Annotated in this window: 12 protein-coding genes and 1 pseudogene; 8 read left to right on the top strand and 5 right to left on the bottom strand. The window is 65.9% G+C overall.

Annotated features, from left to right (window positions below):
* Positions 1-148: 148 nt before the first annotated feature.
* Complete coding sequence (locus AC1RWI_RS15740) at positions 149-1,018, top strand: DUF1653 domain-containing protein (RefSeq protein WP_492867359.1); 870 nt, start codon at positions 149-151, stop codon at positions 1,016-1,018.
* 430 nt (positions 1,019-1,448) lie between these two features.
* Positions 1,449-1,862, top strand: a pseudogene (locus AC1RWI_RS15745) (phosphatase PAP2 family protein); the annotation flags it as partial.
* 157 nt (positions 1,863-2,019) lie between these two features.
* Here AC1RWI_RS15745 and paeA read toward each other — a convergent pair.
* Entirely contained in the window at positions 2,020-3,333 is a 1,314-nt protein-coding gene (gene paeA, locus AC1RWI_RS15750) for a polyamine export protein PaeA (protein WP_043344452.1), read from the bottom strand.
* Positions 3,334-3,418: 85 nt separating this feature from the next.
* Positions 3,419-4,372, bottom strand: a complete 954-nt coding sequence (locus tag AC1RWI_RS15755; protein WP_043344454.1) for a LysR family transcriptional regulator — start codon at positions 4,370-4,372, stop codon at positions 3,419-3,421.
* Positions 4,373-4,509: 137 nt separating this feature from the next.
* On the opposite strand from AC1RWI_RS15755, the gene AC1RWI_RS15760 reads away from it, so the two are divergent.
* From AC1RWI_RS15760 to AC1RWI_RS15775, 4 genes are all read left to right on the top strand, one after another.
* Positions 4,510-5,772, top strand: a complete 1,263-nt coding sequence (locus AC1RWI_RS15760; protein WP_043344455.1) for a D-amino acid dehydrogenase — start codon at positions 4,510-4,512, stop codon at positions 5,770-5,772.
* Positions 5,773-5,876: 104 nt separating this feature from the next.
* A complete protein-coding gene (locus tag AC1RWI_RS15765) occupies positions 5,877-6,797 on the top strand; it encodes a glutamate/aspartate ABC transporter substrate-binding protein (protein ID WP_043344457.1) in 921 nt (306 codons plus the stop codon).
* Positions 6,798-6,964: 167 nt separating this feature from the next.
* Positions 6,965-7,762, top strand: a complete 798-nt coding sequence (locus AC1RWI_RS15770; protein ID WP_043344459.1) for a transporter substrate-binding domain-containing protein — start codon at positions 6,965-6,967, stop codon at positions 7,760-7,762.
* A gap of 30 nt (positions 7,763-7,792) precedes the next feature.
* Positions 7,793-8,452 carry an amino acid ABC transporter permease gene (locus tag AC1RWI_RS15775; RefSeq protein WP_043344462.1) on the top strand — a complete coding sequence of 220 codons (660 nt, stop codon included), beginning with the start codon at positions 7,793-7,795 and terminating at the stop codon, positions 8,450-8,452.
* A 143-nt stretch (positions 8,453-8,595) separates the two neighbouring features.
* On the opposite strand, the gene cphA (AC1RWI_RS15780) is transcribed toward AC1RWI_RS15775, so the two are convergent.
* Together cphA (AC1RWI_RS15780) and cphA (AC1RWI_RS15785) are read right to left on the bottom strand one after the other, a co-directional pair.
* The gene (gene cphA, locus AC1RWI_RS15780) at positions 8,596-11,166 is read right to left on the bottom strand and encodes a cyanophycin synthetase (protein WP_043351361.1); all 2,571 of its coding nucleotides are present in this window, start codon (positions 11,164-11,166) and stop codon (positions 8,596-8,598) included.
* 20 nt (positions 11,167-11,186) lie between these two features.
* Positions 11,187-13,823, bottom strand: coding sequence for a cyanophycin synthetase (gene cphA, locus AC1RWI_RS15785; RefSeq protein WP_492867363.1), 2,637 nt, complete (start codon positions 13,821-13,823; stop codon positions 11,187-11,189).
* Between the two features lie 240 nt (positions 13,824-14,063).
* Between cphA (AC1RWI_RS15785) and AC1RWI_RS15790 the strand changes: the two genes are divergently transcribed.
* Entirely contained in the window at positions 14,064-16,352 is a 2,289-nt protein-coding gene (locus tag AC1RWI_RS15790) for a cyanophycin metabolism-associated ABC transporter (protein WP_492867365.1), read from the top strand.
* A gap of 14 nt (positions 16,353-16,366) precedes the next feature.
* Entirely contained in the window at positions 16,367-16,837 is a 471-nt protein-coding gene (locus AC1RWI_RS15795) for a cyanophycin metabolism-associated DUF1854 family protein (protein WP_144409738.1), read from the top strand.
* An 8-nt stretch (positions 16,838-16,845) separates the two neighbouring features.
* Here AC1RWI_RS15795 and AC1RWI_RS15800 read toward each other — a convergent pair whose 3' ends face one another.
* The gene (locus AC1RWI_RS15800; protein WP_043344470.1) at positions 16,846-17,709 is read right to left on the bottom strand and encodes a hypothetical protein; all 864 of its coding nucleotides are present in this window, start codon (positions 17,707-17,709) and stop codon (positions 16,846-16,848) included.
* Positions 17,710-18,114: the final 405 nt, after the last annotated feature.

Genomic DNA, 18,114 nt, shown 5'->3' on the forward strand with positions numbered 1-18,114 from the left:
CTTCGGGCTCGCCGGATCCTTTTCGCCGGTGCGCCAACCTTGCCTTGCGCCCTCCCACCCTGATTGGCGCCGGGGTGCGGGATCGGGACAAGCGGCCCCGCGTGGTCAATGCACTATCATGACGCTGCTCCGATTTGAACAGCCGCTCATGACACAGTCTTCTTGCCAGCCTTCCCCGCACGCCTTGCCCGGCGCAGAGGGGTCCTCCGACTATCTCCACGGCATGCCCTACCGCCACTACAAGGGCGGCGCCTACGCCATCGTTGGCCTCGGCGTGATCGAGTCGGACCTGTCGCAGGTGGTGGTGTATGAGTCGATGCGGGACCGCTCCCGCTTGTGGGTGCGGCCGCTGGAGGTGTTCGGCGAAAGCGTGGACACGCCGCAGGGCATGCAAGCGCGTTTTGCGCCGGATTGGCCGGCCGCGCTGGCTTGCCTGGACTTCTTGCCGCGCGCGACGGTGTTGCAGGTGCTGGCCTGCTACGACGCGCCTTACCGGCATTACCACGATCGCCACCATGTGCTGGAGATGTTCGCGCTGGCGCAGGCGCGCGGCATTGCGCTCACGCCCGCGCAGGCGCTTGCCGTGCTGTTCCACGACGCGATCTACGTGCCGGGCTGCGAGCACAACGAAGCGGCGTCGGCCGTGTTGATCGAGACCATGGTGAGCGGGGTCGATGTGGCGGTGACAGCGCTGGCCGCGCGCATGGTGATGGATACCTGCGGGCATCGTGCATCGGTGCCTGAGTCCGAGGTGGTGCTGGATCTGGATCTGTCCCGGCTGGCTGCGCCGGACGCGGAATTCGACGCCTGGACTGTCGCTGTGTTCGAGGAAAACAAGGCGCTGCTGGCCAATCGCACCGGCCTGTCTGGCGATGCCCTGTACGCGGCATTCATGCAGCGGCGGATCGCGTTCCTGCAGGCGATGGCGCAACGGCCGCAGTTGTTCCTCACGCCAGCCTTTGCCGATTGCGAAGCGCCGGCACGCGCCAATATCGCGCGCATGGCGGCGGGGGGCTGAGCCGATGGTGGCCGCTCCCGTTCAAGCGCTCGCGGCCGTCCAGCCGGCTGGCGCGTCCTGGCTCACACCGGCAACGGCGCTGGGCGTGGTGGGCCTTCTCGCCTTGTTCGCGTTGTTGCTGCTCTGTGTGGTGCGCGGTTTGCTGCTGGTCATCCGCCCGCTGGTGCGCAGGCTCGATACCGCGCGCTTGCGTGGCCGCGAGGCGCTGCGCGCGCGCGACACGCAGCCCTGGCCGCGCGTGGCCGGCATGCTGGAGCGCGATATCGTCGAGCTGCTCCTGCTGGCCGCAGGCGGTGTGCTGTTGCTGGCTTGCGCGGCCGCGTTGCTGTGGCTGGGTGAATCCATCGCCGAAGGCGCGCCGCTGGTGCAGGTGGACCAGGCGGTGTTCGCGCAGCTTCGCGCGTGGCAGCAGGGCTGGCTGGATACGGTCATGGTGGCGCTGACCGAGCTGGGCGGCGCGCGGGTGTCCGTGGCCGTGGGCGTGGCGGTCTTTGGCTGGCTGGCGTGGCGCCGTGCCTGGGTGGCGGCAGCGTACTGGGTGGGGGCGCTGATTGGCGCACGCGCCTGCGTGATGGTGCTCAAGCTTGCCCTTGAGCGCAGCCGGCCGGCCAGCATCTACGGCGGCCTGGAGTCGTATTCGTTTCCCAGCGGCCACGCCACCAGCAGCATGGTGACCTATGGCTTCCTGGCCTTCCTGCTGTGCCTGCGCCAGCCGTGGCGCGTACGGATGCCGGTGGTGGCGCTGACGGCGGTGGTGGTCACGCTGATCTGCCTGTCGCGGCTCTACCTTGGCATGCACTGGCTGTCCGACGTGCTGGCGGGCTGCGCGCTCGGCTTTGCCTGGATCGTGCTGCTGGGCACCGCCTATGCCACCTTGCATGCACCGGAACGCCTGGCGCCGCTGCGCCTGGGCGCGGTTGCCGCCGCAGCGGTGGTGGTGGTCGGCACGTGGATCGTGGTGTTCCAGTTGACCGGCACGGTCGAGCGGTATCGCCGCGCGCTTACGGCTGGAACGGCTCCGCCTGCGGCAGCCGCGAAACCAGCAACTGATCGATCTTGTGATGGTCGATGTCCAGCACTTCAAAGCGGAATCCCGCGGCCTCGATCGCTTCCGACTTCTTCGGGATCCGCTTGAGCGTGTAGATGACGAGCCCGGCGGCGGTGTCGACGTAATCCTCGCCGGGCAGCTCGTCGAGCTCCAGCGCCTTCTTCAGGTCCACCAGCGGCGTGACGCCGTCGACCAGCCATGAGCTTTCGTCGCGCTGCACGATCTGTTCATCCTCGGTGGAGTAGATGATGTCGCCCATCAGCGCGCCTACGATATCGTCCAGCGTGACGATGCCCACCACCAGCCCGTACTCGTTCATGACCACCGCAAAGTTCTGGTGCATCTCGCGAAAGCGCGTGAGCGATTCGGTGAGCGTCAGCGTGTCCGGGAGCACCAGCACGTTCTTGTCGTGGTGCTTGCCGATATTGCCGATGTTGCCGATCACGCCGGTGGAGTCGTCGGCGAGGAACAGCTGGAGGATGTCTTTCGAATCGATGTAGCCCAGCACGTCGTCGAGGTTGTGCCCGCACACCGGATATTGCGCGTGCGGATAGTTGACCAGCTTGCGCCGCAGGCTGTCGGCCGATTCGTCCAGGCCGATGTAGACCACATCGTCGCGCGGGGTCATCACCGCGGTGACGTTCTTCGCGTCCAGCTCGAACACGTTCTCGATCAGGTGGATCTCGTGTTTGTGCAGCACGCCAGCCTCCGCCCCGGCATCGACCATGGCGGCGATGTCCTCCGAGGTGATCTGGTCGATGTGCTTGGTGGGCACGCCGAACAGATGCAGCGTGGCATTGGCGGCACCGTTGAACACGTAGACCAGCGGCTTGAAGATCTTGATGAGCGTTAGCATCGGCCCGATCACCGCCAGCGCGCAGGCCTCGGGAAACGTCATGGCGATGCGCTTGGGGATCAGGTCGGCGAACTGGATGAACAGCAGGGTGACGATCAGGAAGGAGCCGACATTGGCGATGCGCTGGGTGGTGACCACATCCAGGTAGGGCAGCAGCGCCGTCTGCAACAGGTCGGAGACATGCTTCTCGCCGACGATACCGGCCAGGATGGCCACGCTGTTGACGCCGATCTGCACGATGGTGAAGAAGTTGCCCGGCTCCTCCTTGAGCAGCATGATCTTGGTGGCGCGGCGGTCGCCACGCTCGGATAGCGTCTGCAGCTTGGTGCGGCGCGATGCGGTCAGCGCGATCTCGGAAATCGAGAAGAAGGCGCTGATCAGGATGAGGAGAAGCAGGGTTAGGGCGAACATAGGTTTGGGAAAGCACCGTTCAGGCACTTTGATGATGGTGCACGGCACACGGTACTGTCAAATTCCGCGAGGGCTGCGGGGCGTTTCACCTAGGCGCATGCTCAAAACTGACCGCCGGCGCTTCCAGCCGCCGCGGCAGCGCGGCAGCCAGCTCCCGTGCGGCGGCGGCAAACTGTTCGCGCATGGCGTCGGCCAGGCTGGAGCTGCCGCGGTGGCTGGCGCGCAGCAGCTGGATCTCGAAAGGCAACGCGGGCTTGACCTCGTGCAGCGAAACACGCTCCGGGTTTGCGCCCAGCGCGGTGTACTGGTCGAGCAAGGTGAGGCCCAGGCCGGCATCGACCAGGGCCAGCGCCAGCGAATAGGTCTGGACTTCCAGCGTGGAGCGCGGCTCAAGCGCATTGCGCGCCAGCGTCTGGCGCACCAGCAGCCCAAGCGAGCTGTTGTCGTCGTAGGCGATGAAGGGGCGCTCAACCAGCTTGTGCATCGGCACGTCGGCCCGCCGGCCGCGGGCCGCCAGCGGCTCGCCGCGCGGCGCCGCCAGCAGCATCTGGCCGCCCGCTACCGGTTCGCTGATGATGGCTTCGTGGCGCGGTGGCGAGAATGCGAACCCCAAGTCGATCTGGTTAGCCAGCAGCCCTTGCACGATCTCGTCGGTGTGGTGGGTGAGTACCTGGACCTGGGTGTCGGGATGGCGCGCGCAAAAGCGGCGTACGGCTGGCACCAGCAGCGGATTGGCCAGGCTGGGCGTGGCCGCCACGCGCAGGCGGCCGGCGCCTTTGTGGCGCAGGCTTTCGGAGACACGGCGCACCCGCTCGATCTCGCCGTATAGCCGCTCGACATCGCCGTACAGCGCGCCGGCTTCCGGCGTGGCCTGCAGCCTGCCTTTTACCCGGTCGAACAAGCGAAAGCCGAGCGTGGCCTCGGCATGCTGCAGCACGCGCGTGACCACCGGCTGGGAGACGTGCAGCAGGCGCGCGGCCTCGCTGACGGTGCCGGTCAGCATGACCGCGCGAAAGACTTCGATCTGACGCAATCGCATGTGCAAGGGGAGGGCGCTGCAGCAAAGCGGCACCCATAGCCTAAAGACATATTCTTGCACGTATTGGCATTGGGCAAGGCGGGCTGCGTGGTCTACCCTGTGTCGGGTCGAAAAGGACCGGATCAAAGAGGCGGGTGATGAAGGTTGTGATCGTAGGGGCGGGCGTGATCGGGATGAGCGCGGCGTGGCGGCTGGCGGGCGACGGGCACGAGGTGACCGTGCTGGAGCGGCGCGACGGCCCGGGCGAGGAAACCAGCTTCGCCAACGGCGGGCAGCTCAGCTATAGCTATGTGGCGCCGCTCGCCGGGCCGGGCGTGCTGGCCAAGGTACCCGGGTGGCTGCTGCGCGCCGATTCGCCGATGCGTTTCCGGCCATCGGCTGACCCGGCGCAGTGGCGCTGGCTGGCCGCGTTTGCACGGGCTTGCAATGCCTCGGCCAGCGAGGCCGCTACGCGCAAGCTGCTGCGGCTGGCCTTCTACTCCCGCGACCTGATGCAGGCCTTTGTCGACAGCCAGCCGGCGGACTTCGGCTTTGCCCGGCGCGGCAAGCTGATTGTGCACCGCGACGCGGCCAGCTTTGCTGCGGCGTGCCGCCTGCTCGATTACCAGGCCAGCCTGGGCTGCGAGCAGCAGGCGCTGGATGGCGACGCGTGCGTGGCGCTGGAACCGGCGTTGGCCGGCATCCGCGGCGCGATTGCCGGGGCGATTCACACGCCGAGCGAGGAGGTGGCCGATTGCCATCGTTTCTGCCTGGCGTTGGCACAGTTGCTGCATGACCGTCCTGGCGTGTCGCTGCGCTTTGGCACCAGCGTGCTGGGCATCGAGCGCGAAGGCGATCGCGTGAGCGGCGTGCGTACCGATGCCGGCATCGAGCGGGCGGATGCCGTGGTGGTGGCTGGCGGCATCGGCAGCGTGGCCTTGCTCAAGCCCCTGGGCGTGCAGGCACCGCTGTGGCCACTCAAGGGCTACAGCATCACGGTGCCGATCCGCGATGGCGAGCGCGCGCCGCACATCAGCATCACCGATGCTGCGCGCAAGATCGTCTATGCCCGCATCGGTAACACCTTGCGCGTGGCGGGCATGGCCGACCTGGTGCGCGCGGATACCAATATCGACCGTGCCCGCATCGCCACGCTGGCCTGTGAGACCCGCACGCTGTTTGGCGGCATGGCGCCGGGCATGGAGCCGGAGCAGCTGCAGCCCTGGGCGGGCCTGCGCCCGGCCACGCCGACCGGCCTGCCGATGGTGGGCCGCTCGGGCGTGCGCGGCCTGTGGCTCAACATCGGCCACGGCGCGCTTGGCTTCACGCTGGCCATGGGCAGCGCAGGTTTGCTGGCCGATGGCCTGGCCGGGCGCAAGCCGGCCATCGATGACACCGATTTCGCCGCGATGCTGGCTTGACGGGCAGCGTTGCGGGGCAGTTTTTTCGTTTGCATTACCACTGAGAAACACCGCTTCACGACCAGGCAGTACCTCGAGCCATTCCCACCCAAGGAGAAAACGATATGAAATCGCAGGTCCGCTCCAACCGATTCTCCCGCTGCCTGCTGGCGGTTGCCATGCTGGCCGGCACCGCAGGCGCTGTCAGCAATGCGCACGCCGCCGACGGCGATACGCTGCGCAAGATCAAGGAAACCGGCGTGATTTCGCTGGGCTATCGCGAGTCCTCCATCCCGTTCTCCTATACCAACGGACGCGATGTGATGGGCTACTCGCACGAGATCCTGCTGCAGATCGTCGACAAGGTGAAGGCGCAACTGCAAAACCCCAAGCTCGATATCAAGCTGGTGCCGATCACGTCGCAGAATCGCATTTCGCTGATGCAGAACGGCACCATCGACATCGAGTGCGGCACCACCACCAACAACCTGGAGCGGCAGAAGCAGGTAGCGTTTTCCAACAGCCTGTTTGTCTACGGGCTGCGCATGCTGACCAGGAAGGATTCGGGCGTGAAAGACTTCCCGGATCTCAAGGACCGCAACGTGGTGACCACCGCTGGCACCACGGACGAGCGCCTGCTGGTCAAGATGAACGGCGAGAAGACCATGAACATGAACCTGATCAGCGCCAAGGACCACGGCCAGTCCTTCCTGATCCTGGAGACGGGGCGCGCGGTGGCCTTCGTGATGGATGAGCCGCTGCTTTACGGTGAGCTGACAAAGGCCAAGAGCGCCAATGACTGGACCGTGGTGGGCACGCCGCTGCAGACCGAGAACTACGCCTGCATGTTCCGCAAGGACGATCCGTCCTTCAAGGCGCTGGCCGACGGCGTGATCGCCGACCTGATGACCAGCGGCCGCGCCGAGCAGTTGTACAAGAAGTGGTTCCAGTCGCCGATTCCGCCGCGCAACATCAACCTGAACTATCCGCTGTCGGCCGACATGAAGGATCTCTACGCCCATCCTAACGACAAGGCGTTCCAGTAATTGGACCACTTCAAGCGTGGCGGGGCAGGGCGAATCGTTATTGCTGTTCGACGCGAAATTGCGCTAGGCTAAAAGCCGGCTTGCGCGCTTGGCGGACCAACGCCGGGCCAACGCTTGCCGGACCGACGCGGACGCCGTCCGCGTCGGCTGTGCTGACTGGAGAACATATGCGATCGCTTCGTACTGGCTGTCTCAACGCCCTGTTCGCCGTTTCGCTGCTGGCGGCCGGCGCCGCCGCGCAGGCCGCCGACCTGCTCGATACCGTAAAGCAGGCCGGCGTGCTCAAGATCGGGCTGGAAGGCACCTATCCGCCATTCAACTACCGCGGCAGCAACAACCAGCTGGAAGGCTTCGACGTGGATGTGGCGAAGGGCGTGGCGGCCAAGCTGGGCGTCAAGCCGGAGTTTGTCACCACCGAGTGGAGCGGCATCATTGCCGGGCTGCAGGCCGGCAAGTTCGACGTGATCGTCAACCAGGTCGCGGTAACGCCGCAACGCAAGCAGGTGCTGGATTTCTCCACGCCTTACGTGTATTCGGCGGCGCAGCTGATCCAGCGCAAGGATGACAACCGGCAGTTCAAGTCCCTCGAGGACCTGAAAGGCAAGAAGCTCGGCGTGAGCCTGGGCAGCAACTACAACGAACTGGCCAAGTCGGTGGCCGGCATCGATGTCAAGACCTATCCGGGCGCACCCGAATACCTGCGCGACCTGGCCGCGCAGCGCGTGGATGCCGCGCTGAACGACCGCCTGATGATCGGTTACCTGATCAAGACGTCAAACCTGCCGCTGCGGCCCGGCGCGATTGTGGAAGGCGGCAATTCCGAGGTGGCGATCCCCTTTCGCAAGGACAATCCGAAGTTTGCGCAGGCCATCGACCGCGCGCTCGACGAGATGCGCAAGGACGGCAGCCTCGGCAAGCTTTCGGCCAGGTGGTTTGGCAGTGACGTGACCAAGCCGGCCAGATAAGCGCGGGCACGCCTCCCGCCAGGGCTTTCCATGTCCGCTCTCCAGCTCGTTGCCACATCGCTGCCCGTGCTGCTGCAGGGCATGCTGCTGACCATCAAGTTCGCGCTGCTGTCGATGATCTTCGGGCTGGTGCTCGGCACCGTGGTGGCGTTGATGGGCATCAGCCACCAGCCCGTGCCGAAGGCCGTCGCACGCGCCTACGTCAGCATCATGCGCGGCACGCCGCTGCTGGTGCAGATCTTCGTGGTGTATTACGGCTTGCCGGGCATCGGCATCGCGCTGGAACCCACCCCGGCGGGCGTGCTCACGCTGAGCCTGAACGTAGGGGCGTATCTCTCGGAGAGCATGCGCGGCGCTATCCTCGGCATCCCGCGCGGGCAGTGGCTGGCGGCTTACAGCCTGGGCCTGACGCAAGGCCAGGCCTTGCGCTACGTGATCGGCCCTCAGGCGCTGCGGCTGGCGGTGCCGAGCCTGTCGAACAGCCTGATCAGCCTGATCAAGGACACCTCGCTGGTGTCTGTGATCACGGTGACCGAGCTGCTGCGCACGGCCCAGGAGGTGATTGCCGCGACCTACCAGCCGTTGCCGCTTTATCTTGCCGTGGCTGCTATTTATTGGATGCTCAGTACGGCGCTGGCGCATATGCAGCGCTTGTTGGAGAGGCGGCTGTCGTTGCCGGGGAGGCATTAGGGGTGGGGGTATAGGTGGCTTTGTACCCAAGGGTCATACGGCAGTTGGGTACAAGACGCCAACGCCAACGCCAATCAAAATCCGAAAGCAAGAAAGCCAGCCGACGAGGCTGGCTTTCTGCTTGCTGCGTGGCGACTTCCCACTCACCCTTGAGCAATCCTCTGCTCAATATGCGCCAGCGCCTCCTCCACCTGATCCACCAGAATCAGGCAAAGATCCCCCGGCTGCAAATGCGACAACGCAGTATCGATAGCAAGGAACTCCCCACGGATCTCCTCGACTGCGCTGGCGCGCTTCGCGCCCTCCAGGCCTTCGCGCAGCAGGGCCAGCACTTCGCCGTCCTCGCGTCCGCGCTGGCACTGGTCCTGGTACAGGATCACTTCGTCGAACACATCGCCAAGGATCTCCGTCTGGCGGCGGATATCGACGTCGCGGCGGTCGCCGGCACCGCTGATCACCACCGAGCGGCGCTCGGCCGGCATGCCTTCGATGGCGTTGCACAGGGCCTGGATCGCATCCGGGTTGTGGCCGTAGTCGGCGATCAGCGTCGCGCCCTTGTAGTCGAATACGTTGAAGCGGCCGGGGGCGGTGGCCGCATCGTTGACGAAGGTTGCCAGGCCACGGCGGATCACTTCCCAGTCGATGCCCAGCGCCCACGCCGCCGCTGTGGCGGACATGGCGTTCTCGACCTGGAAGCCGATCGAGCCGCCGCGCGTCAGCGGAATGCTCGACAGCGCGATGCGCACCTGGTTCTCGCCTTCGGCGGCCACGATATGGCCATCCTCGACGTACACCACGCGCTTGCCCTGCGCGCAGTGCGTAGCCATCACGGGGTTGTTGAGGTCGGCCGCGAAGAACGTCACGGCGCCCGGGCAGGCGTCGGCCATACGCACCACCATGGGGTCCGCGGCATTGAGCACGGCCATGCCGTGCGGCGCCACGTTCTGCACGATGACGCTTTTCAGCACGGCGAGGTCTTCCACGGTGCTGATGAAGGACAGTCCGAGGTGATCGCCTTCGCCCACGTTGGTGACCACCGCCACGTCGCAGCGGTCGAAGGCCAGGCCTTCGCGCAGCAGGCCGCCGCGCGCGGTCTCGAACACGGCGGCGTCCACGTCGGGGTGCATCAGCACATTGCGGGCGCTGCGCGGGCCGCTGCAGTCGCCGGTATCGATGCGCTCGCCCTTGACGTAGACACCGTCGGTGCCGGTCATGCCGATGCGCAGGCCGCTGCCGGCCAGCAGGTGGGCAATCAGGCGGACCGTGGTGGTCTTGCCGTTGGTGCCGGAGACCGCCACCACGGGGATGCGGCCATCGTCGCCGTCGGCGAACATCGTGGAGATGATGGCCTCGCCCACCGCACGTCCCTTGCCGTAGGAGGGTTGCAGGTGCATGCGCAGGCCCGGCGCCGCATTGACTTCGACGATGCCGCCGGCTTGTTCCTCGAACGGCTTGAGCACGGTCTCGCAGACCGCGTCGACGCCGCAGATGTCCAGGCCGACCATGCGCGCGGCCGCCACGGCTCGGGCCGCCATGTCCGGGTGCACATCGTCGGTGACGTCCGTCGCGCTGCCGCCGGTGGACAGGTTGGCATTGTTGCGCAGCACCACGCGGGTGCCCTTGGGCGGCACCGCATCCGCGGTGAGATGCTGCTTGGCCAGCGTGGCCAGCGCGATATCGTCAAAGCGGATCTTGGTCAGTGAGGTGGCGTGTCCCTCGCCGCGGCGCGGGTCGCGATTCACTTCCTCGACCAGCTGGCGCACGGTGTGCTTGCCATCGCCGGTGACCTGGGGCGGATCGCGGCGGGCCGCGGCGACCAGGTGGTTGCCCACCACCAGCAGGCGGAAATCGTGGCCGGGAATATAGCGCTCGACGATCACGTCGGAACTGATCTCGGCGGCGACTTCATAGGCGGCGATGACTTCCTCGCGGGTGCGGATGCGCACCGCCACGCCCTTGCCCTGGTTGCCGTCGCGCGGCTTGACCACCACCGGCGCATCGATTTCCTGCGCGGCGGCCCAGGCTTCGTCGGGGTCCGAGACGGAGCGTCCCATCGGCACCGGCACGCCGGCGGCGTGCAGCAGCTTCTTGGTGAGCTCCTTGTCTTGTGCGATCGATTCCGCGACCGCGCTGGTCATGTCGGTTTCGGCGGCCTGGATGCGGCGTTGCTTGCTGCCCCAGCCAAACTGGACCATGCTGCCTTGCGTCAGGCGGCGATACGGAATGCCGCGTGCCACGCCCGCGTAGACGATGGAGCCGGTGCTCGGCCCCAGGCGCACGTCTTCGTCGAGCTCGCGCAGCCGATGCAGCGCACCAGCCAGGTCGAACGGCATGTCGTCGCGCGCGGCGCGGCACAGCGTGGCGGCTAGTTCCAGCGCCAGCCGGCCGACTTCTTCCTCGCTGTACTGCACTACCACCTGATAGGTGCCGGGTTCGACGGTGGGTGCGGTGCGGCTGAAGCTGACCGGGCAGCCGGCCTCTGCTTGCAGGCGCATGGCCGCGCATTCGAGCGCGTGCGCCAGCGACACCACGCCTTCGTTGTCATCGGGCCGCAGCGGGCCTACCTCGGGAAAGCGCGCGCGCAGGCGTTCTTCAAAACCGGGCAACTGTGCCAGCGTGTGGGCCTCGTCGGAGCAAGAAACGATGGCTTCGATGGCGGTGTGGCGGCACCACAGGTTAGGGCCGCGCAGGGCCCGGATACGTGAGACTTCCATGAAATCAGTTTCCTTGCGGATCAGGCGCGGCGGCCCGGTTGGCCCATCCACTGGTGCACCAGGTCGATCGTCGGCAGGGTCGTCGCCTCATCGCATTGCAGGACCAGCAGGTCGCCGGCCACTACTTGTGCGAGTGCGGCCTCGATCGCCTGGCGGCGCGAGCCCTCGTCGATGATCTTGGTCACGCGGCGGCCTTCATACAGGCCCTGCTTGAGCAGCGCGCGTGCCTCGGCATCCGGCAGCGCGCGCTTGACCGAGGTGTCTTCGCACAGGAAGACGCGGTCGAACGCGGCACCCAGCACCTTGCCTTGCTTGACCATGTCTTCGTCGCGGCGCGGCGCGCCGGCGCCGTACACCACCACGCGGCGCTCGCTCGGGAAGCGTTCCAGCGATGCCACCAGCGCTTCCAGCGCGGGTGCATTGTGGGCGTCGTCGATCACCACGATGGCACCGTTGCGCTCGAACAGCGTGAAGCGTCCGGGCACATCCACCTGGCCCACATCGAATGTCACCACGCCGGCACGGATCAGGTCGTTGGAGATGCCCAGCGCCCAGCCGGTGGCCACAGCCGCCAGCACGTTCTCGACCTGGAAGGCCACGCGGCCCGCATAGGTGAGGGGGATCGCGGCCACATCGGCCAGCGGCACCTCGCGGCTGCCGGTGGCGAGCACCACCTTGCCGTCGCGCACGTAGACCGCGCGGCGGCCCGCCGCGCGATGCGCGGCAATGGCGGGCAGGTCGGCCGTCATGCCGAAGAAGATCACGTCGCCATCGCACAGCTGCGCCATCTCCACCACCAGCGGGTCGCGCGCGTTGAGCACGGCCACGCCGCCGTCCAGCACCACATCGACTTGCGTGCGCAGCACGTTGTACATCTTCTCGACTTCCTCGACGTAATACTGGCCAAGGTGGTCGGGCACATCGATATTGGTCACCACGCCGACCTGGCAACGGTCGTAGGCGAGTCCTTCGGACAGGATGGCGCCGCTGTCGTTCTCGATCACGGCGGCATCCACCGCGCGGTTCATCAGGATGCGGCGGGCCGCGTCCCAGTTGGCGCGGTCGCCGCCCTGCACCTGGCGGCGGTCCAGGTAGAGACCGTCGCTGCAAGCCAGGCCGGTGTGCTTGCCCGAGAGCTGCAGCAGGCGTGCGACCAGCTTGGCCACCACGGTCTTGCCGTTGGTGCCGGTGATGCCGACCACGGGAATGCGGCCGTTGTCGTCGCCTTCGCCAGCCGGGAACAGGTGATCCACCACGGCACGGCCCACCGGGCGGGCTTCGCCGTTGGAGGGTTTCAGGTGCATCAGCAGGCCGGGGCCGGCATTGACCTCGACAATGGCGCCGCGCTGCTCGGCGAGCGGCCGCGAAATGTCCTGCGCCACCAGGTCGACGCCGGCAATGTCCAGGCCCACGATGCGGGCGGCCAGCGAGGCATGCGCGGCCACGCTCGGGTGCACGCGGTCGGTCACGTCGAAGGCCACGTTGCCGTTGCGCTGGATCAGCACATGCTTGCCCTCGGGCGGTACGGACGTGGCGTCGAAGCCCTGGCGCTTGAGTTCCAGGCGCGCGGCCGAATCCAGCCGCACTTTGTTGAGCGGGTGGTCTTCGGTGCTGCCGCGGCGCGGGTCGGAATTGATCTGCGACTCGATCAGCTCGTCGATGGTCGACTTGCCGTCGCCGGTCACGCTGGCGGTCTCGCCCATGGCGGCGGCTACCAGGCGGCCGCCCACCACCAGCAGGCGGTGTTCGTTGCCCAGCACAAAGCGCTCGACGATGACGCCGCTGCCTTCGTCGATGGCGACGCCGTAGGCGGTCTCGACTTCTTCGCGCGTGGTCAGGTTGGTGAACACGCCGCGGCCGTGGTTGCCGTCATAGGGCTTGACCACCACCGGCAGGCCGATGTCCTCGGCGGCGTCCCAGGCGTCGGCGGCACTTTCCACCAGCCGGCCTTCGGGCACGGGCACGCCGCAGGATTCCAGCAGGCTCTTGGTCAGGTCCTTGTCGCGCGAGATGCTCTCGGCGATGGCGGCGGTGCGGTCGGTCTCTGCGGTCCAGATGCGGCGCTGGCGGCTGCCATAGCCGAGTTGCACCAGGTTGCCCTCGGACAGGCGCAGCGCCGGGATGTTGCGGTCGTCGGCCGCATCGACAATGCAGGCAGTGCTCGGACCCAGGCAGTGCTTGTCCACCAGGCGGCGCAGGTGATCCACCGTCTCCTGAACGTCGTAGGGGCGGTCCTCGATGGCGGCCATCACCAGGTCGCGGGCGGCGAACAGGGCGGCACGGGTGACATCCTCGTGCCAGGCCCGCACGATCACCTTGTAGACACCCCGGATCGGGGTCTCGCGCGCCTTGCCGAAGCCGCCGGGCATGCCGGCGAGATTCTGCAGCTCAAGCGTGACGTGTTCCAGGATGTGGCCAGGCCACGTGCCTTCCTTGAGCCGCTGCAGGAAGCCGCCGCGCTCGCCGATACTGCAGCGATGCTCGACCAGCGAGGGCAGCCATGCCGACAGGCGCTCGTAGAACCCCGGAATCGTGTTGGAGGGAAAATCCTCCAGTTCCCCGATATCGACCCACGCCTCCAGCACAGGCCGATATGTCCACATATTCGGGCCGCGCAGCGACATGACATCGAAAATCTCAATGTCCTTCTTTTTCATTGATTTAGCTTGAGGCAGTGGGCGAGTGCCCGAGAAATAGAAGCCTAACCTTTCAGTAACGTTACAACGGTCAGCCGGTTGACTTTCTTGATTAAAAAGCGATTGTGCAGTGCATCAGGGGCGCCCGTGTGTTTGGCCTTATGTATACTGCGGGCAAATCGGCGGGCCGCCAGGGCGCGCCCGCGCTAAATTGTTTCAAGTTATGTCCATAGCCCAAGGACGCAGCATGCCGTACCAACGATGACCCAACTTTCCTTGCCCGTGATTGACAGCGACGCCCAGAACGAGCCGTGGCGTAACGAACTCGGCGCCCGCCTGCAGCCTGGCGAAGCCGTGCTTGCCTGGCTCGAAGTCGACCTTGACGCAAAGCTGCATTTTACCCAAGGCTGGGTACTTGTGACGGATCGTCGCTTGCTGGCGCGCATGCCGGGACAAAAAGACTGGCAGGAATGGGCGATCCAGCCCGGATTATCGCTGCATCACGCCGATCATGCGGGGGTTGGCACGCTGGAGTTGCAAGGCAACGGGCGATTGCTGGCCAGTTGGCGCTACACGCTGGGCCACAACCCGGCCGCGTTGCGCCTGATCGACCAGTTCCACGCGCAGCGCGACCTGTCGGCCTCGGGCCGGGCAGGGCAGCTGGATCTGGATGCCGAAGCGGTCTGCCCGACCTGCAAGGCCCCGCTCCCCCCGGACGACGACCAATGCCCGCAATGCAGCCGTGACCTGGAAACGCCGCCGTCGACCTGGGCGCTATTGCGCCTGTGGCGGTTCGCCCGGCCGTACCGCTTCCAGTTGCTGGCCGGTTTCCTGCTGACGCTGCTGTCCACCGCCGCGACGCTGGTGCCGCCGTACCTGACCATGCCGCTGATGGACAACGTGCTGATCCCCTACCAGAACGGGCTGCCCATCGATTACGACCGGGTCAAGCTGTACCTGGCCGGCCTGCTGGGTGCGGCGCTGGTGGCGTGGAGCCTTGGCTGGGCTCGCACCTATCTGCTGGCGCGAGTGTCCGAGCGCATCGGCGCGGACCTGCGCACTACCACGTACGAGCACTTGCTGCGCCTGTCGCTAGAGTACTTCGGCGGCAAGCGCACGGGCGACCTGATGGCCCGCATCGGCTCGGAAAGTGATCGCATCTGCGTGTTTCTGTCGCTACATCTGCTGGATTTCGCCACCGACGTGCTGATGATCGTCATGACGGCGGCCATCCTGATTTCGATCAACCCGTGGCTGGCACTGGTGACCCTGGTGCCGCTGCCGTTCATCGCGTGGATGATCCACCTGGTGCGCGACCGGCTGCGCCACGGCTTCGAGAAGATCGACCGGATCTGGTCGGAGATCACCAACGTGCTGGCCGATACCATCCCGGGCATCCGCGTGGTCAAGGCCTTCGCGCAGGAAAAGCGCGAAGTGGAACGCTTCCGGGAAGCCAACCGGCACAACCTGGCCATCAACGACCGCGTCAACGCGGTGTGGTCGCTGTTTACCCCGACCGTCACGCTGCTGACCGAGATCGGCTTGCTGGTGGTGTGGATCTTCGGCATCTGGCAGGTCTCGCACAAAGCGATCACGGTCGGCGTGCTGGTGGCCTTCCTCACCTATATCAGCCGCTTCTACACACGCCTGGATTCGATGAGCCGCATCGTCTCGGTCACGCAGAAGGCCGCCGCCGGCGCCAAGCGCATCTTCGATATCCTCGATCATGTCTCCAGCGTGCCGGAACCCACGCGGCCGGTGCATCTGGAGCGTGTGGAGGGCGCCATCGAGCTGCGCGACCTGGGCTTCCGCTACGGCAACCGTGCCGTGATCCGCGGGCTCAACCTGTCGATCGCACCGGGCGAGATGATTGGCCTGGTGGGACACAGCGGGTCAGGCAAGAGCACGCTGGTCAACCTGATCTGCCGCTTCTACGATGTCTCGGAAGGCGCGATCCGGCTGGACGGCGTCGATATCCGCTCGCTGCCGGTCTCGGAGTTCCGCAGCCATATCGGGCTGGTGCTGCAGGAGCCGTTCCTGTTCTTTGGCACGATTGCCGAGAACATTGCCTACGGCAAACCGGGTGCTTCGCGCGAAGAGATCATCGCCGCGGCGCGCGCCGCCCATGCGCACGAGTTCATTCTGCGCCTGCCGCACGGCTACGACTCTTTGGTGGGCGAGCGCGGGCAAGCGCTGTCCGGCGGCGAGCGCCAGCGCATCTCCATCGCTCGCGCGCTGCTGATCAACCCGCGCATCCTGATCATGGACGAGGCCACCTCGTCGGTGGATACGACGACGGAGAAGGAAATCCAGAAGGCGCTGGACAACCTGGTGCAAGGCCGCACCACCATCGCCATCGCCCACCGCCTGTCCACGCTGCGCAAGGCGGACCGCCTGGTGGTAATGGATCGTGGACAGATCGTGGAGGTTGGCAACCACGATGAGTTGCTGGCGCGCGAAGGCGCCTACTACAAGCTCTACCAGGCGCAGGCCCGCAATGTCGATGCCGACGCGGATCTCACCTCCGCCGATGCGGTCAACGTGCAATAAGGATGGGAGCCCACATGCAGCAAGTCGATTTCAAGCTCTCCCGCAATGCCCTTGGCCGCCTGGTGATGACCACGGCGGATGGCGTTGTGCATGATGGTGTCGTTCCCGTGCGCGCCTTCCCCATCGCCGCGCCCGACGATGGTGTCGGCCTCGTCAGCGCCGATGGCCGCGAGCTGGCCTGGCTGCCCCGCCTGGATACCTTGCCCGCCCCGGTGCGCGAGATGATCGAGGCCGAACTGGCCAGCCGTGAATTCATGCCGGAAATCCGCCGCATCCGCTCGGTATCGACCTACGCCACCCCCAGCACCTGGGAGGTGGAGACGGATCGTGGCCTCACGTCGCTGGTGCTGCGTGGCGAGGAAGACATCCGCCGCCTCGCCGGATCTACGTTGCTGATCTCCGACAGTCACGGCATCCATTACCTGGTGCGCAACCTGGCCAGCCTGGACAAGGGCAGCCGCAAGATCCTCGATCGTTTTCTCTAGGCCGTGCTTCAGAGCTTGCCAGTGAAGATGACCCCGACCTGGCGGTCGGGGCGCATCGCAAACAGGTAGATCTGGCCGGGCGTGGGCAAGCTATGCGTGGTGGTGGGGTCGTAGTAGGCGATGCCGGTCATGGGTGTGTTCGCGTAGCGGCAGGTCGGCCCAAGCAGCTGCAACGTGACGTTGTAGACCTTGCCCTGGCGCCGCGGCGTGGCGGTCCCGGTAAAGCTGCAGCCCGAGGCGCTGCCGTCTAGCGTGAGGTTGCCGCTGGCGTCGATGGAAAGCCTTACCGCACCCGCCGTGATTCCGGTCGTGTCAATGACGTTCGACGTGCCGTAGTAAGTCCCCTTCATGCCGTCGGCGGTTGCGATGAAGTTGTAGTCGGTGCTGTAGGTGGCATTGACAACCGTGCTCTTGCCGTTGCGGTAGGTGACCTGCGCCTGGATCGACTTGCCCGGCACGTAGGCCGCCATCAAGTTCGCTGCAGTCAGGCTGTAGCCCGCCGCCTCCTGATTGAAATCCAGCCCGTTGTTATTGGTGGTGAGCGCGCCGCTGCCCGAGCTGTAGTTGCCGCTCAGGACTCCGGCTGATACGTCCGGTATGCCCGCCATCGCGTAGAAGGCGTAATAGACGTTCTCGTCCAGTACCAGGATGTTGAACCGCTCACCGGCGGCAGAGGTGCCGATATAGAAGCCGGAGCCGAGCGCGATGGTGTCGGGCGCTGCCGGGATCACCGGCGTCGACGGGGCCGTGGGGGTCGTGGGTGTGGAAGCGGGAGGCGTGCGCACGATCGCCAGTCCGTCACTGTTGTCGCCCGATCCGCCGCAGCCTGCGAGGGCCAGCGCAACGCTTGCAGCCCCAATGAGTTTCTTCATTTGTACTTTGCCCGTTCCGGTGCACGTGAGCGCCTCTGGCGCCGCTTTTCGGTTTCCGAGAAAATCTCGACTGTAACAGATGATTACAATTTGTTGATGACCTTGCGTCGGTGGCCGGGCTGAGCGCTGTTCGAGCGCGCAAAAAAAGACGCCCGCACAGGACTGAGCGGGCGCTGGAGGGCAACTCCGGACGTGAAGCTACGAAGGCTCGCAGTCTGGAAGACTGCCTCTGCAGAGGCAGCTTGTGTAGATGATGCAGGCTTGAGGGTGTTATGTGAATCGGACAAATCCTAATTCGGCGGAAATTTCCCGCGTTTCCAGCAATTTCCTGGGGATAGTGCGGGCACCGCCCTCATTATCAAAGCCGGAAAAAAGAAAACCCCGAGGATGCCTATCCTCGGGGTT

The sequence above is a fragment of the Cupriavidus sp. MPR-AND1C genome (assembly GCF_058809705.1).

Coding starts and splice junctions, on each gene's coding strand:
- AC1RWI_RS15740 (WP_492867359.1), top strand. CDS start 149: ATGACACAGTCTTCTTGCCAGCCTTCCCCGCACGCCTTGCCCGGCGCA.
- paeA (WP_043344452.1), bottom strand. CDS start 3,333: ATGTTCGCCCTAACCCTGCTTCTCCTCATCCTGATCAGCGCCTTCTTC.
- AC1RWI_RS15755 (WP_043344454.1), bottom strand. CDS start 4,372: ATGCGATTGCGTCAGATCGAAGTCTTTCGCGCGGTCATGCTGACCGGC.
- AC1RWI_RS15760 (WP_043344455.1), top strand. CDS start 4,510: ATGAAGGTTGTGATCGTAGGGGCGGGCGTGATCGGGATGAGCGCGGCG.
- AC1RWI_RS15765 (WP_043344457.1), top strand. CDS start 5,877: ATGAAATCGCAGGTCCGCTCCAACCGATTCTCCCGCTGCCTGCTGGCG.
- AC1RWI_RS15770 (WP_043344459.1), top strand. CDS start 6,965: ATGCGATCGCTTCGTACTGGCTGTCTCAACGCCCTGTTCGCCGTTTCG.
- AC1RWI_RS15775 (WP_043344462.1), top strand. CDS start 7,793: ATGTCCGCTCTCCAGCTCGTTGCCACATCGCTGCCCGTGCTGCTGCAG.
- cphA (WP_043351361.1), bottom strand. CDS start 11,166: ATGGAAGTCTCACGTATCCGGGCCCTGCGCGGCCCTAACCTGTGGTGC.
- cphA (WP_492867363.1), bottom strand. CDS start 13,823: ATGAAAAAGAAGGACATTGAGATTTTCGATGTCATGTCGCTGCGCGGC.
- AC1RWI_RS15790 (WP_492867365.1), top strand. CDS start 14,064: ATGACCCAACTTTCCTTGCCCGTGATTGACAGCGACGCCCAGAACGAG.
- AC1RWI_RS15795 (WP_144409738.1), top strand. CDS start 16,367: ATGCAGCAAGTCGATTTCAAGCTCTCCCGCAATGCCCTTGGCCGCCTG.
- AC1RWI_RS15800 (WP_043344470.1), bottom strand. CDS start 17,709: ATGAAGAAACTCATTGGGGCTGCAAGCGTTGCGCTGGCCCTCGCAGGC.